The sequence below is a fragment of the Sphingopyxis sp. GW821-FHT02C12 genome, assembly GCF_059421785.1.
This window is the reverse complement of the sequence record NZ_JBWKVQ010000001.1, coordinates 2,769,319-2,783,285: the sequence shown is the minus strand read 5'-3', so window position 1 is coordinate 2,783,285 and position 13,967 is coordinate 2,769,319. Positions and strand designations below refer to the sequence as shown.

11 protein-coding genes are annotated in these 13,967 nt (G+C 60.9%); 3 read left to right on the top strand and 8 right to left on the bottom strand.

Features of this window, described 5'->3' with window-relative positions; all coding sequences use genetic code 11:
• Nucleotides 1–5 precede the first annotated feature (5 nt).
• The 5 genes from AC07U1_RS13235 to AC07U1_RS13215 form a co-directional block, all read right to left on the bottom strand.
• Nucleotides 6–893, bottom strand: coding sequence for a carbohydrate ABC transporter permease (locus AC07U1_RS13235; protein ID WP_495176184.1), 888 nt, complete (start codon nt 891–893; stop codon nt 6–8).
• Nucleotides 890–1,975 (bottom strand): carbohydrate ABC transporter permease, encoded by a 1,086-nt coding sequence (locus tag AC07U1_RS13230; protein WP_495176185.1) that lies wholly within the window; start codon nt 1,973–1,975, stop codon nt 890–892. The genes AC07U1_RS13235 and AC07U1_RS13230 overlap by 4 nt, the downstream gene beginning before the upstream one ends.
• Nucleotides 1,972–3,168 (bottom strand): extracellular solute-binding protein, encoded by a 1,197-nt coding sequence (locus tag AC07U1_RS13225; protein ID WP_495176186.1) that lies wholly within the window; start codon nt 3,166–3,168, stop codon nt 1,972–1,974. The genes AC07U1_RS13230 and AC07U1_RS13225 overlap by 4 nt, the downstream gene beginning before the upstream one ends.
• Nucleotides 3,169–3,253: 85 nt before the next feature.
• Nucleotides 3,254–4,162, bottom strand: coding sequence for an ROK family protein (locus AC07U1_RS13220; RefSeq protein ID WP_495176187.1), 909 nt, complete (start codon nt 4,160–4,162; stop codon nt 3,254–3,256).
• Between the two features lie 131 nt (nt 4,163–4,293).
• On the bottom strand, nt 4,294–7,134 hold the full coding sequence (locus AC07U1_RS13215; RefSeq protein ID WP_495176188.1) for a TonB-dependent receptor: 2,841 nt from the start codon (nt 7,132–7,134) through the stop codon (nt 4,294–4,296).
• Between the two features lie 218 nt (nt 7,135–7,352).
• On the opposite strand from AC07U1_RS13215, the gene AC07U1_RS13210 reads away from it, so the two are divergent.
• Nucleotides 7,353–8,369, top strand: coding sequence for a LacI family DNA-binding transcriptional regulator (locus tag AC07U1_RS13210; protein WP_495176189.1), 1,017 nt, complete (start codon nt 7,353–7,355; stop codon nt 8,367–8,369).
• 4 nt (nt 8,370–8,373) lie between these two features.
• On the opposite strand, the gene AC07U1_RS13205 is transcribed toward AC07U1_RS13210, so the two are convergent.
• Nucleotides 8,374–10,965, bottom strand: coding sequence for a GH32 C-terminal domain-containing protein (locus tag AC07U1_RS13205; protein WP_495197712.1), 2,592 nt, complete (start codon nt 10,963–10,965; stop codon nt 8,374–8,376).
• On the opposite strand from AC07U1_RS13205, the gene AC07U1_RS13200 reads away from it, so the two are divergent.
• Nucleotides 10,891–11,205, top strand: a complete 315-nt coding sequence (locus AC07U1_RS13200) for a PRC-barrel domain-containing protein (RefSeq protein WP_495197711.1) — start codon at nt 10,891–10,893, stop codon at nt 11,203–11,205. The two genes, AC07U1_RS13205 and AC07U1_RS13200, sit on opposite strands and share 75 nt — an antisense overlap.
• 306 nt (nt 11,206–11,511) lie before the next feature.
• Here the strand turns inward: AC07U1_RS13200 and AC07U1_RS13195 are convergent, their stop codons facing one another.
• Both AC07U1_RS13195 and AC07U1_RS13190 read right to left on the bottom strand, forming a co-directional pair.
• Nucleotides 11,512–12,189 carry a B3/B4 domain-containing protein gene (locus AC07U1_RS13195; RefSeq protein ID WP_495176192.1) on the bottom strand — a complete coding sequence of 226 codons (678 nt, stop codon included), beginning with the start codon at nt 12,187–12,189 and terminating at the stop codon, nt 11,512–11,514.
• Nucleotides 12,186–13,193 carry an EamA family transporter gene (locus AC07U1_RS13190; protein ID WP_495176193.1) on the bottom strand — a complete coding sequence of 336 codons (1,008 nt, stop codon included), beginning with the start codon at nt 13,191–13,193 and terminating at the stop codon, nt 12,186–12,188. Before AC07U1_RS13190 ends, AC07U1_RS13195 begins: the two co-directional genes overlap by 4 nt.
• Before the next feature lie 26 nt (nt 13,194–13,219).
• On the opposite strand from AC07U1_RS13190, the gene AC07U1_RS13185 reads away from it, so the two are divergent.
• Complete coding sequence (locus AC07U1_RS13185) at nt 13,220–13,708, top strand: Lrp/AsnC family transcriptional regulator (RefSeq protein ID WP_495176194.1); 489 nt, start codon at nt 13,220–13,222, stop codon at nt 13,706–13,708.
• Nucleotides 13,709–13,967: the final 259 nt, after the last annotated feature.

Here is a 13,967-nt window from a genome sequence, read left to right as displayed (position 1 = left end):
CTCCCTCAGCCCTTGACGCCGCTGCCGACCACGCTGCGGACGAACCAGCGCTGGAAGAAGATGAAGGCGAGCAGGATCGGAACGGTGATCACCGACGCATAGGCCATGACCTCACCCCACTCGACCCGACGCGCGGCGAAAAATTGTTGCATCCCGATCATCAACGGACGGGCTTCCTCGCCCGGAACGGCGATGACCGGCCAGAGATACTGGTTCCACATCGCCAGGCCCTGCAGGATCGTCACGGTCGCGAAGACCGGTATCGACGAGGGTATGATGACGTGGCGATAGACCTGGAAGGGGGTCGCCCCGTCGATATAGGCCGCCTCGTCGAAGTCCTTCGGAATGTCGCGGAAGAACTGGTAAAACAGGAAGATCGAGAAGGCGTTGGCGATGAACGGAATGATCTGGACATAGATGGTGTCGAGCCACGACCGCGTGAGGGCAATACCCTCGCTGAAATCGAGACCCGGAAGCTTGGTCACGAGCAGCATCATCGGCACGCTGATCGCCTCCAGCGGCACGGCCAGAAGCACCACCAGAACGACGAGGGCAGCTTGCTTTCCGCGCCACTCCAGACGCGCGAGGGCATAGGCGGCAAGGCTGTTGACGAAAAGTCCTAGCGCAACCGTCACCACAGTGATGAGCACCGAATTGAGCAGGAAGTGACCGATATTGCCCCGCTGAAACACGGCACTGTAATTGGCCAAGGTCAGATCGCCGACCGGCAGCACCGCGCGCATGGATTCGACATCGGCAAAAATCGCGTCATTCCCTTTGAGCGACGAAGCCAGCATGAACAGGAACGGGAAGATGAACAGCGCCGACAGCAGCGCCAGCAGCGCATAAAGGGCGAAACGGACAGGCAGGTTCTTGCGCTGGGCGGGAGTCATGGGTTTAGTCCCGCGCGGCGGCGCTGGACCGCCTGTTGCAACAGGATCAGGATTGTGATGATCCCGAAATAGACGATCGAAATCGTCGAGCCGTACGCGATATTTTCCTCGCGCACGCCGCGTTGGATCGCCTGGAACATCACGGTGGAGGTCGCATTCTGCGGCCCACCCTGGGTCATAACATCGACCTGTGTGAACAGCCCGAGCGCGGCGATCATGGTCACGATCAAAACGAATGTGATGGTCTGGCGCAGGCCGGGAACGGTGATATTCCAGAACCGCTGCCATGCATTGGCGCCGTCGATCTTCGCCGCATCGTAGAGTTCCTGCGAAATCCCCTGAAGACCGGCGAGAAGAATCAGCATCTGGAATCCCGCTCCCTGCCACGCCGACATGATCGCGAGCGCCGGCATTGCGGTGTGCGCATTGCCCAGCCAGTCGACCGGCTGAAACGCCCCGAAGCTGACAGCGGACAGGATCGTGTTGAACAGGCCCAGATCCTTGTCGAACAAGAAGGCCCAGACAACCGAGACAATCACCATCGACATCACGACCGGCGAGAAGAAAATCCCTCGAAACACCGTCTGCCCCTTGAGACCAGCGTTGACCAGCAAAGCCATGAGCAGCGCGGCGGAGCATTGGAGAGGCACCACCATCAGGGCGAAGAGGAACGTGTTGACCAGCGACCGCAGGAACTCGGGATCCTTGGCGAGGATCGAAACCCGTTTGTCGCCCCAGCGATATTCGGTCATCGGGCGGTAGCCGGTAAAGGCCGGATCGGTGCGGGTGATCGACCGCGCCCGGGCGTAGAGAGGCTCGCCGTCGCTGTCGGTCACGATATGTCCGGCCGCATCGCGTTCGGGCGACTGCACCAGATAGCTCACGGAGAGCAGCCGCTGGTAGTTCTCGGTCCCGACGAATTCTCCGGGATCGGGCGACACGAGCCGCTGGTTGGTGAAAGTCAGCGCCAGCGACATCAGCACCGGGATGAGCACGAACATCGCGAGACCGATGAAGGCCGGCGCGCCAAACCATATCGCGGCCCGCCCCGTGCCGCCGCCGCGGGCAACGGCGCCGCTCACGGTTTACCGCTTTGCTGCGAACGTGCCGGTCCGCTGTCATTGTCGGCCAAGGCCGTATCGATCTCATCGACCGCGTCGTCGAGCGAATCCTGCACGTCCTTGCCATCCATGATATTCCGCATCCCCTTGTAGAAGGCGTTGGAAATCTCCGTGAACGCGGGCGTTGCCGGCCGCTGGCGGGCAAAGCGTTCGAGCATTTCGAAGAAGATGCGGTTGCTGCCGCCGGGCCGATAATCCTTCGACAAGACTGCCCCCTCGGCGGTCGCGGGCACGAGGCCGATCGCATCGGACATCGCCGCGACCTCACGCGGCTGCATGAGAAAGCTTATGAACGCCCCTGCCCCGTCGGGATGCGGGCAAGCCTTGCTGATCGCCCATTGCCAGCTGCCTCCGCCGATCGTCACACCGTGCCCGAAGTCGGGCGGCGGAAGGATCAGCAGATCGTCCTTGGCATAGTCGCGATAGGTCGGGGTCCACCAATTGCCGGTGTAGGCGAGAGCGGCCCGGCCCTTGACGAAGGCACTCTGGTCGGGCTCCATGCGATTGACCAGACCTCGAGAGAAAAGCGACTGGAACCAGTAGCCGAAGCGCTGCCCGTCCGATCCGTTGAGCACGCCTTCCGCGGTATCCATGGACGGGTGCTTGATCAGGTCGCCGCCGAAACTCTGCAGCATCGGACTATAGCCGTAGGTCCACCAATCGGCCTTCGTGTCGCTGTTCGAGAGATCGAGCGGATAGCGGTACTTCCCTGTCGCTTTCAGCTTGACGAGCAGCGCGTCGAACTCTTCGAGTGACCAGGGCCGATCCATCGTCGGCACGCGCGTGCCTGTGCCCTCGAGCGTCGTGCGTTTGGTGAAGATTGCCAGCGCGGCATCGAACTGGCCCACCGAATAGACCCGATTTTCGAAGCGTCCGATTGCCGCCGGACCCACGGAGTCGAGCAAGGCTTCGGGCACATGCCCCGCCAGCGGCTGCAGATGTCCCGCCCAGGCAAAGCGCGCCACTTGCGGATTGTCGACCGTCATGATGCACGGCATCCGGCCGGACAGCGAGGCAGATACGACCGATTGCGAATAGGCACCCTGTGGCAGCGACTGCGCACGGACGTGCCATTTGGTCTGCGATGCGTTGAACCGGTCGATCGCGGCTTTGGTGGCTGCTTCCTCGTCAAGGCCCGCAAGATTCTTCCACAAGGTCAGCTCGGTGCGCCCGTCCGCGACCGGCGCATCGCCGCATGCCGCAAGGCAAAGCGCGAATGCGCAAACAAGGAGCCTTGCTCTATTCGGCATGTTCTATGGCATGCGCGAGTTGCAGGGCGCCGACCAGACCGGGCGACGGGTCCACCAGCTGCGGCCGGACAATATAGGTTTCCGCATTGCGGCTGAACTGATCGAGCGCATATCCGCGCGTCAGTTCCTCGAAATGCACGCGGATACGGTTGTAGAGCGTCGAGCGTTCGAGGACGCCGCCGCCGATGATGATCCGCTCGGGCCGCAGGCTATAGGTGAGATTGACGCAGATCGCCGCGATATAATGCGCCTCGATTTCCCAGGCAGGATGATCGATGTCGAGATCCTCGGCGCTTTTCTGCCACCGCGCCTTCATCGCCGGTCCGCTGGCCATGCCTTCCGCGCAATCGCCATGATAGGGGCAAATGCCTTGGAAATCGTCGCCATGGGCACGGCTGAGACGGACATGTCCGACCTCGGGATGGCCGGTCCCCTGACTGGTCTTGCCGCCCTCCACAACTCCGACGCCGATGCCGGTGCCGACCGTCATGTAGCAGTAACGCGACAGGCCTTTCGCGGCGCCTGCCGCGCCTTCGGCGAGGGCCGCACAATTGACGTCGGTATCGATGGCCGTCGGGACGGCAAGCATCGCCTGGATGGCGCCGAGGAGGTCGAAATCGGCCCAGCCCTGCTTGGGCGTCGTGGTGAGCAGGCCATAGGCGGGCGATGTGCGGTCGAGGTCGATCGGGCCAAAGCTTGCAATGCCCGCTGCGCGCGGGTGGCCAAATGCTTCAGCCTGCGCGGCGTAGAAGGCGTCGATATCGGCGAGCGTTTCCTCCGGACCGCGGGTCGCAATTCGTGTCTGCGCGAGGATTCTGCCATCGGCCGCCATCAGCGCGCAAAGGATCTTGGTGCCCCCGGCTTCGATCGCTGCATAGATCTTGTTCGACTTCGACACGCGTTCCGTACCTGATTCTGTTTATCGACTGCGTCTGGATATCGGTATTGGTCCGACGGACTATACCGCTGATAGCGGCTGCGCGCAGCGATGGAGATTTCTTGCTCGATCCCTCCATCGCTGCGCGGCAATCAGAAGCGGTAATTGACCATCATGCGGAATGTGCGCCCGAACAAAGGCCTGGCAACGCCGCGATTGCTCGTTCCATTCGGCGCCTTGAGATCGAAGAACAAGGGATCGCCCTCGGTGAACGACAGCTGGTTCGTCAGGTTCGCAGCATGGACCTGGAGCGAGAGCCGATCGGTCACGTCCCACAAGGCGCCGGCATCGACGATGTAGTAGGACGGATAGACGGTCACGTTCAGATCCTGCGAGTTGGAATAGCGCGATGAACGATGTTCGTAGCTGCCGTAGAGCTTGACCGGCAAACCGGTCAGCGGCTTGAGATCCCAGCGCGGGCGGATGAATATCGTGGACACCGCCTGCCGGCCTTCGCGCCGGCCATCCTGGCTGACCGTCGCGAATGCGTAGGTGTTGGGGCCGGTCTGGTTGACGATCGTGAAGCTGGAGCCATTGACCTTCGGATCCTGCAACGTGACGTTCGCGGAAATGTCGAAGCCGGGGATGAAGGGCGGCCGCACGACAAGCTCCAGTTCCGCCCCGTAGTTTGTCGTGCCGTAGGAATAGGCCTCGCTGACGATCGGGCACGCCGTGATCGACGTTCCAAGCCCTGAATTGCACGACGGGTCGGCAATATCGGCATATTGGTTGATCAGCGTCCGCGGGGTGAATTTGTTATAGAAGCCGGTCGCGCTGGCATCGACATAACGTGAGCGGAAGCGGATGCCGCCCTCATATTGCGTGATCTTCTCGACCGGATCGCCTTGCGGGGCCGACTGGGCAAAGGCCACGCCGTCGTTAAAGCTCGGCAAACGGAAGGACTTCGCTGCGAGGGCATAGACCGCCAGATTGTCTTTCAGCGAATAGTTCGCGCCGATCGCCCAACCGGTCCCGGTGTAGCTTTCGTTCAGATATTGCGGGGGTCCAAGGGTCTGGATGGCCGCAAGCGCCCGATTGCCGCTCGCTGCGCCGCCCGGAAACTGAGCAACCGGAACATTGCGGTTCTGGAACTTTATGTTGAGCTTTTCGCGCTCCCAGCGGAACCCCGCGTCGATCCGCAGCTTACCGTCGAGCGTTTCCCAATGGTCCTGGATATAGCCGGCAAAGTTCTCGGCATCGCCGGTCGCCGCGTTGCCGTAGATGCTGGGAAGATAGCTGCCGTTGAGCGACAGGGGCGCGACCTTGTTGCCATTGGCGTCGACCAGGAAGATGTCCACCAGCTCCGAGGGCGAGGCGAGCGTCGATATCGTCAGGCTGGCCTGGAAATCATAGCTGTCGCTGTTGGTGCTGTGATAGCCGCCGAAGGTCAGGTTATGACGGCCGAGGAACTGGAATTCCTTCTGGATCCTCAGATTCTGGGTTGCACTCTCGAGTTTCGAGCGAACGATCCACGGAATCTGGAAGCTCAGATTGCTGCCCGCAGCAATGGGCTGCCCGTCGCTGACATTGAAGGCGGCCAGCCTGCCGCCAGGCCCAGCGATCGTCTGGTTCTGGCCATAAAGCGCCCGGATCTCGTTGAAGTTGGCAAAGCCGGCATTGAGGATCGGGTTCTTGTAATTGTTATTGAAGTCGGCGGGATTGGCCGCGTTGAAATAGGCCGCGAGGACATTCCGGTTATAGAATGGGGCATTGTTCGGATTGCCTTCGGAGGCCTGCCAGTTCGCGTCGAATGCGGGCTGGAGAAAATCGTTGATGTAGCGGTCGTTCAGGAAGTTTCCGGCGGTCGCGGCGTCGTTGCCGGCGAAGAGGGCATTGAAGCCAGATGTCCCGTCGACGTAATTGGCATCGAAACTGAAGCGCCAGCCGGAATCGAGTTCCTTCGAGAATTTGACGGCAAGGGTCGTGAACTTCGGATGGATGCCGTCAGCGAGATCGGCAACGCGCGTCTGTCCGTTGCCGTCGACCTGCGTGACGTAGCGGTTTGCGGGCGAAAGCAACGTCCCGTCGCTAAAGCCGATGCCGATCGGTTCGACCGTCTTGGGGTCGATATAGATCGGGTCATCGGCGGTGCCGGGCTGCGAGAAGCCAGGAACCTGGAAGGGGATATTGTTGTAGACCGCAGTGCGATCGTTCAGGAATGTCGCATAGAAGCCGAGATTGGTGGACCCGTCATCGCTCTGATAGGTCAGGTTTCCGCGAATCTGGCCGCCCTTGTCGGCGGTGTAGCCCGTATCGCGCAGGCCGCCTGAGGTCCGGTAAAATCCTCCGATCGCGAAATGGAGATTCTTGCTGATCGGGCCTGCGAAGAACAGGTCGTTGCGAATGAAGTCATAGTCCGCAAGTTCGAGCTTGTAGGCGCCTTCGAATTCGTCGCCGCCGGTTTTCGTGATATAGTTCACCACGCCGCCCAGGCCGTTCGAATAGATGATCCCGCCGGGTCCGCCCTTGATCGCCTCGACGCGATCGGTCATCAAATCATTGCTGAAGAAGACATCGCTGTTGGCGAACGGGACGTCCGAATCCTGGTAGACCGGCATGCCGTCGACCAGCTGCGGGGCGTAGCGATAGCCGCTGCTCGGCAGCCCGCGCACCGTGACATTGTTGCTGCGCTCGCCCGCGGTGCTGCCTTCGGCAAAGAAGCCGGGAATGTTGTTGAGAAGGTCGGCGGTGCTGATCGGCGCCAGCTGCTGGATCTGCTTCTGGTCGAGCGTGTCGATCGTGAAGGTTGTATCGACCTTGCGCGTCTTGTTCACCACGCCGGTGACGATGATCTCACCGTCTTTCACCGCCGCATCCGGCGCGTCCGCCGCCTTGGCCTCGCCTGCCGTCTGCGCGAATGTCGCCGTGCTCATCGACATGGCGAGAATGGATGCGCCGCACAAAGTGATCGAGCGAATGAAAGGGTTGTTCATCTGGTCCTCCCCGAGGCCGATGCACGGCCTTTTTCGTTGGTTTCGACCGACTCGCTGATCGGCTGGCGGGCAATAAGCATAAAATTGTCGACGTCGTCAATTTCTTTTGTCGACGTCGACAACCGGATGGCCAGCAAGACGGGCGCATGATAGTGAATTGCATAATAGCTCCCGTAAAAAGAGAGCGAGAGCGAACGCAAAATCGGGGAGCGACCTTCTTGCAAACAATCAAAGACGTGGCGGCGCGTGCAGGAGTTTCAGACCGGACCGTATCGCGCGTCGTCAACGGCGAGCCCAATATCAGCAAGAAGACCCGTGTCCGTGTCGAAGAGGCCATTGCCGAGCTGAACTATATTCCCAATCTCGCGGCGCGCATGGTCCGCACCAACCGGTCGGGCGTGCTCGGCGTGATTACCGACGTCGTCTCCACCACGCCCAATTCGGTCGATCTCATTCGCGGCATCCAGGACCGCATATCGACCTCGGGACAAAGCATCCTGATCGCCAACACCTCGGGCACGCTCGAGGAAGAAAACAAGGTCTGGCGGACCTTCAGGGAACATCGGATCGATGGCGTTCTCTATGCCACCATGTACCACCGCGGCATCGATTTCGATCCCGAAGCGCATGCGATCCCGACGGTCCTCGTCAATTGCTTCGCGGAGGGCCGCGACGATGTGCCGGCGGTGCTGCCCGACGATTATGGCGGCGAGGAGGGCGCGACCGCCTATCTTATTGCGGCGGGCCATAGCCGGATCGGCTATATCACGCTCAACCCGGCAATCATTGCCGCCCGGCTGCGGCGGCAGGCCTTCGAGGATGTGATGCGCAGGCGTGACCTTGCGGTCCATGCGACATGGGTCACGTCGGGATATGAAGGGCCTGAAGGCGGCGAAAGCATCTGCGCCTATGAGGTCGTCCGGGAAATTCTGTCAGCGCCCCTCGGCGAACGGCCCACGGCGCTGCTTTCGGGCGATGACGAAATCGCGATGCAGTCGATCTTTGCCGCGATGTCCTTGGGGCTCAAAGTGCCGGACGACATCGCGATCGTCGGCTTCGACGATTTCCAGATGATCTCGACCCGCACTATTCCCAGGCTCACCACGGTTGCATTGCCCTATTATGAGATTGGCTTGCGCGCCGCCGACAAATTGCTCGCCATGCTGGCTGGTGAAGCCGATGATGAGGTCGTCGAGCGACTGCCCTGCCCGCTCGTTCGGCGCGAGAGCGCCTGAGGGTTCATTTTCCCGTTGCTTCGCCAGTCTGCAAATTGAGTGCCCATGCCTGGATATCGGCTTTAGCCGGACCATCCGACATCAAGCCCAAAGTGCCGCTTTCCGGACTTGCCGGATAGACCCGAAAAGAAAAGGCGGCGGCGTCATTGACGAACACATCGACGACCGAATGGTCGACAAAGATATGGAAGTTTCGGGGCTCACCAAAAGCCTCCACGTCGTAATCGCCGGTCAGCAGCAGCGGTCCTTCGCTATCCTTGCCGGTCGAAGATTTGCTTTTGTCGAGAACGATCTGACGCGTGTCGCGATCATAATAAATCCGCGTGATCTCCGATCCGTCGGTCGCGGCGTTGATGGTGACGCCATATTTGCCGCTCGACGGCACGTCTGTGAAGTCGGCCAGCAACTCATAGGCGCTACCCAGGTCTGCAATCTTGCGGTCTCCCGTCACCGCCAATGCCTTGCCTTCGGCACGAACATTCTGACGCAGGCCCTGGAGCGCGGGAAGCGGGGCCTGGCCCAGCGTCTTGCCGTCGGGCATGAGACGATAGACGCGCGGCAACCCGAAACTGTGCGCCCAGCCGGCCTTCAACTGCGCCTCGGTCGTTCGCCGTTCGTCGACAATGCCGATACCGACGAGCTCTCCCGACGCTAGGCGGCTGACCGTCGGGCTCAAATGACCGGGAATGAGATCGAGCATCTTCGGTTTGACGTCGTCGGGCTCGAATTTTTTCCCGTCCCAGCGCCCGATCCAATAGACTCCGCGCGTCGCCTTCTTGCCATATTTGCTGACGCTTCCGCCGATCGGATTGGCGATCAGGAGATATTTGTCTCCCGCTAGCTTTTCGAACACCGGCATTTCCCAGATGTCCGACCCGATATCCATGGCGTTGAACGGCGCAAAGCCGCCCTGCTTTTTCCAGCATTTGGTATCCGACAGGACCCCGTCGCAGCGATAATAGGCGAGCCCCCCGCCTTGCCCGACGAGCGCGGCACCGACGATCATGTGCCAGGCGCCATTGCCCTTCCACAAATAAGGATCGCGGAAATCGCGCAGTCCGGTGCGATCGAGCGCCGGCCCAAGCTTGCTCCAGCCGCGAAGATATTCGTCGTCGCTGACCGCGACCGATACCCCCGGATTATAGATGTCCGGCGAATGATTGACGCTCGTGTAGAAAGCATAGGCCTTGCCGTCGTCGCCGGTCACCACATCGCCCGACCAGATACCCTTCATGTCGAAACCGAAATTGTCGTTCTGCAGTTCCGGGCGCAGCGCATCCTGCAAGTTTACCCAGTGGATCAGATCCTTGCTGACCATATGGCCCCAGACCATTTGCGTCTTGTAGGGGCCGTTTGGCGTGCGCTGATAGAAGAGGTGCCACAGATCGCCGCGGCGGACCAGGCCATGGGGCTCGTTGGTCCAGTTCGCCGGCGGCATGGCGTGGTAACGGGGGCGCTGCCGGTCATCGGCAAAGCGGGATGGCGGAACAGCCAGCGATGTTGTCGCGACCGGCGGTTCTACTTCGACCGTCGCCATCTGGCTTGCCGACATCGGCCGATCAAAAATTTCGACATTGTCGAAAGCTCCGTTCACGCCGTTGACGTTGAAGACGAGCATCGGTGCGTCGCGCCAGCTTTTGGCTATGTCGAAACTGCCCGGCGCTGGCTTGAAGGCCGCCGGACCGCCTTTCGCATTCTGGCCGACAGGCGTGCCATCCAAATAGAGCGTCGCTGTGCCGCTGGTCGGGTCATAAGAGGCGGCAACCTGCACCCAGGCGTAAAGCGGAAACGGCTTGGCCGCCCGGACCTCCCGAACGCCGCGCGCGGTCGACACGCGCAGGCCCCAACGGCCATAAGTGTCGATGAAGATGTCGAACCCCGCATTGCGGGTCGCCTGTTGCATAATCGATGCAGGGATCTGCTGATCGGTCGGCGCCTCGATCGCCGAGGGATAGCTCTCGAGCGCGACCCAGCCCCTGACGGTGAAACCGGTGGTCGGCGCGAGGGTCAAGGGTACGGCCACCGAGCTGGAGAAGCCGTCGCTGCGCCAAGCCTGGCCGGTGACGCCCGGCACAAAATCGGGCGCAGGAAATTGGGTCGTGATCCGGGCGCCTGATGCAGCGATCGCCGCGCTCCCTTCGAATTCGAGGCGAACGAGGGGCTGGTCCTCATCAGCCTCGGCCGAGGCGGGCACCGAGCCCAAAAGCGCCACGGCCACGCCGAAAAGCATACGGCGGCCTCGCAGTGCCAGGTTGTCGTTTCCTGATTGCTTCATATGCAGTTCGTGCGCGTCAACACGCCCCTCTCTTGCGGATAAGCTGTCTCCCGCGATGGGGGTATGAACCAGTTGCTCGCGCGTCAATGAAAATTTGTCGACGTCGACATATTTCGACCGCTTCCTGGCGGTTGCCAGCGGAACCCGCATGTCGCTCGCCGGTTGTGAGATCGACACAAAGGAGAAACCATGGCTGACGTTGACGAACCGACCCAGTTGCTGTGCCAATCGAACAAGGCCGACGCGATGGCCGTCAAGACGCGTGATGGTGACAAGCTGGGCAGTATCCACGCCTTCATGATCAACAAGCGTAGCGGTCAAGCAGTCTATGCGATTCTCACGATCGGCGGATTCCTCGGTATGGGGAAGGCTTATTATCCGCTGCCCTTCCGCCTTCTGTCGTTCGAACCCACAAGCGATTCCTACGTTGTTACGATCGATCGCCGGGTGCTCGAAGGTGGACCGAGTTGGGCCGCCAACGCACCGCTGTTCGACCAGGCTTATGCCGATCGCGTCGCGGGCTATTATGAGGTGGCCAAGGAAGATCTGACGCTCGCTTGATCGCGCCTACTCCCAGCCACATCAAAAAAGCCGACCCGCTAGGGCTGCCTGACTTGAATGGAGCGCTCCATTTGGGTTGCGAGGCGCGGCATATGGGAGCTGCTCACAATCGCCGGAGGAATCAGCTTGCCGTAACGGAATCTTGCCGCGTGCTGCGGGCAGGTAACACATTGTATCCTGCGCAACATTCCGGCATGTCGGCACGCCAGTGAACACCCTATGGCTCGTTTGGTAGCCTGAGCGAGGATGGCCGGTTGGAGACTGGCAGCTTTGCGGCAGGAGAAATCGAGAGCTGACAGGTAGGGCTCAGGATAGATATTCTCGCTGGACGCTGCATCCCGGCATGATCCGTTCCAACCCGCTTGCTAGCATGTGGCCCGCATCAGCCAGAGCGCCTTCCGGCATTTTTTCGAGCGCTTCCAGAACAAACCACATGTTGGTGCAGCCCGGCTCCAGTCGAGTTCGTATTCCTTGGCGCCAGTTCCAGCGACGACAGGTCACGCCGAGATCATCGCGCCAGATAATTTCACCTACGGCGGGATAGTCGGTGACCTGCTCGCCATTGGACATCGTCTCGAACTCTTCGCTGCCATCGGCAATCGTCAGCCGGGGCGGCCCGACGTAGGCCGCAAGGTTTTCGCCACCGACGGGCACCGCGAAGCGCAAGCTGACCGCATTGTAGAGATCGACCAAGGGATTGATGGAGGGGATCTCGCCATCTTTCAGCACGCGCTTTCTGAGGGCCGCCGCGGAATTCGGCGTTCGACCCGGCTTGGCTCCAAACCGCTCATAGACGCGATCCCAACTTGCAAGATGGGCATCGGCCCAGTCCGGGCCGCCGGTTCGCACGAGACGACAGGCATCACGCAGAACCGAGGCGTCTTGCACGCCAGTCGCGCCGTCGCTCTCTACGGTGAGGCTGATGGCGCGAAAGCCGGGAGCGAGGAATCGGACTGCGGTGTCGATGGTTGGTGCGGCGGTCATTTCGCAGGCTCGCTCCCGAAGGGCGGTTCTGCGGGCGAGTAGCTTTTGGCACTCAAAGCGGCGCCGACCGATGAACAAACGATCAATGCTATCGCAAACCATTGCATCGGCGACAGCAACTCGCCGAGTATAAGCATGCCCATCAACGCCCCGACCGCGGGCTCGGCACTGAGCAATGTGCCGAATGTGTTCGACGGCAAGCGCTGAAGGGCCATCATTTCCAGACCATAGGGGATGGCACTCGAAAGAATGCCGACGCCAAGGCCGAGCGCCAGAATCTCGGGCTTGAGCAAGGCTGTACCCGCATGAGCGATGCCCACAGGTGCCGCGATTACGGCGGCAACGATCATCCCGCCCGCTGCGGCCGCGGCCCCATGTTGCCCCCCTGCCCGCTTGCCGATGAGGATATAGGACGCCCAACACAGCCCCGCGAACAACGCGAGCGCGACGCCGCGCCAATCCAGCGCTGCCGAGCCGCCGCTTACCGGAAGCAGGAGGAGCAGCCCGGCCACAGCAATTCCGACCCAGAAGAAATCGCTGCGCCGGCGAGATGTGATCACGGCCACGCTTAAAGGCCCGATGAACTCTATCGCGATCGCGATACCGAGAGGGATGTAGGAGAGCGCGTGATAGAAGCTGAGGTTCATCGCGCCGAGGACGACGCCATAAGCGAGTAGCGATCGCCATCCGCCGGAACGAAGACGCAGCCGCCAGGGCGGGAGGACAGCCGACAGGAGAAGCGCGCCGACCACCAAACGCATCGCCGTCGTTCCCTCAGGCCCGATGGCCGGGAACAGGCTCTTGGCAAGGCTTGCGCCCACGGTCACCGACAATAGCGACAGAAACAGCGCGCCAAGCGCCAGCCAATCGGGGCGTGCACGGGAGCTTGGAATTACCGGAATAGCAGTCATCGCATCCTCAAAGCAGATTTCGCGACAACTACATTTTTCACGCTGATAAGGGTGATCGAGTTTGACGGGAACGCGATAAATATTATCACCCAATCCGTCTTTGCGATAAGGATTGCCGGATGGACGATTTCGATCTCAAGCTGCTGCAGCTGCTTCAGGAGAATTCCGCACGGCCGGTTCCGGAAATCGCGGCGGATGTAGGCCTTTCAGTTCCCGCCTGTTATCGCCGGATCCGCCAGCTTCGCACGTCGGGAGCGATCCAGCGCGAAGTTGCGGTCGTGGGCGCCCGCGCGCTTGGCTGGCCGCTTTCCATGATTGTCCTGGTCACGCTCGAGCGTGAAGGCCCGCATACCGTCGACGAGATGATTTCCGTCCTCGCCCAAGTCCCTGAGGTCATTGAAGCCTGGAACGTGACGGGCGACCATGACATCGCGGTTCGCATGGTGGCTGAAGACATGGAAGGCTATGACGCGCTCGTTCGGGAGCTGTTCGCTGCGGATGATCGCGTGCGCAGCTTCAAGACGCTAGTGATCATCCGGGACGTGAAGACACGAAGTCCCATTCCAGTTGCCAAATCCGCGTGGTCCAGGAATCTTGGCCGCCGTTAGGCGATGATGGCCGATTTCGGACTGGCAGCTTTCGGGCGGCGAACTTGGAGAAGCGGACGGTCAAAATCGGTGGGCGAGTTTGGCAGTTCGCGACCGGTTCCGGATATTAAGCCCTCACTTTAGGGGAGGGGTTAGCATGGGGTCCTTACTGTCTCCAAGATTGAGGTTGCGGCTCATACGAATTTTGAAATGCTGAGGTGGCCTGCGCCACTCTGGTATGAGCTTGGCGATCACATCGAACAGCTTATCGTTAGCCTTG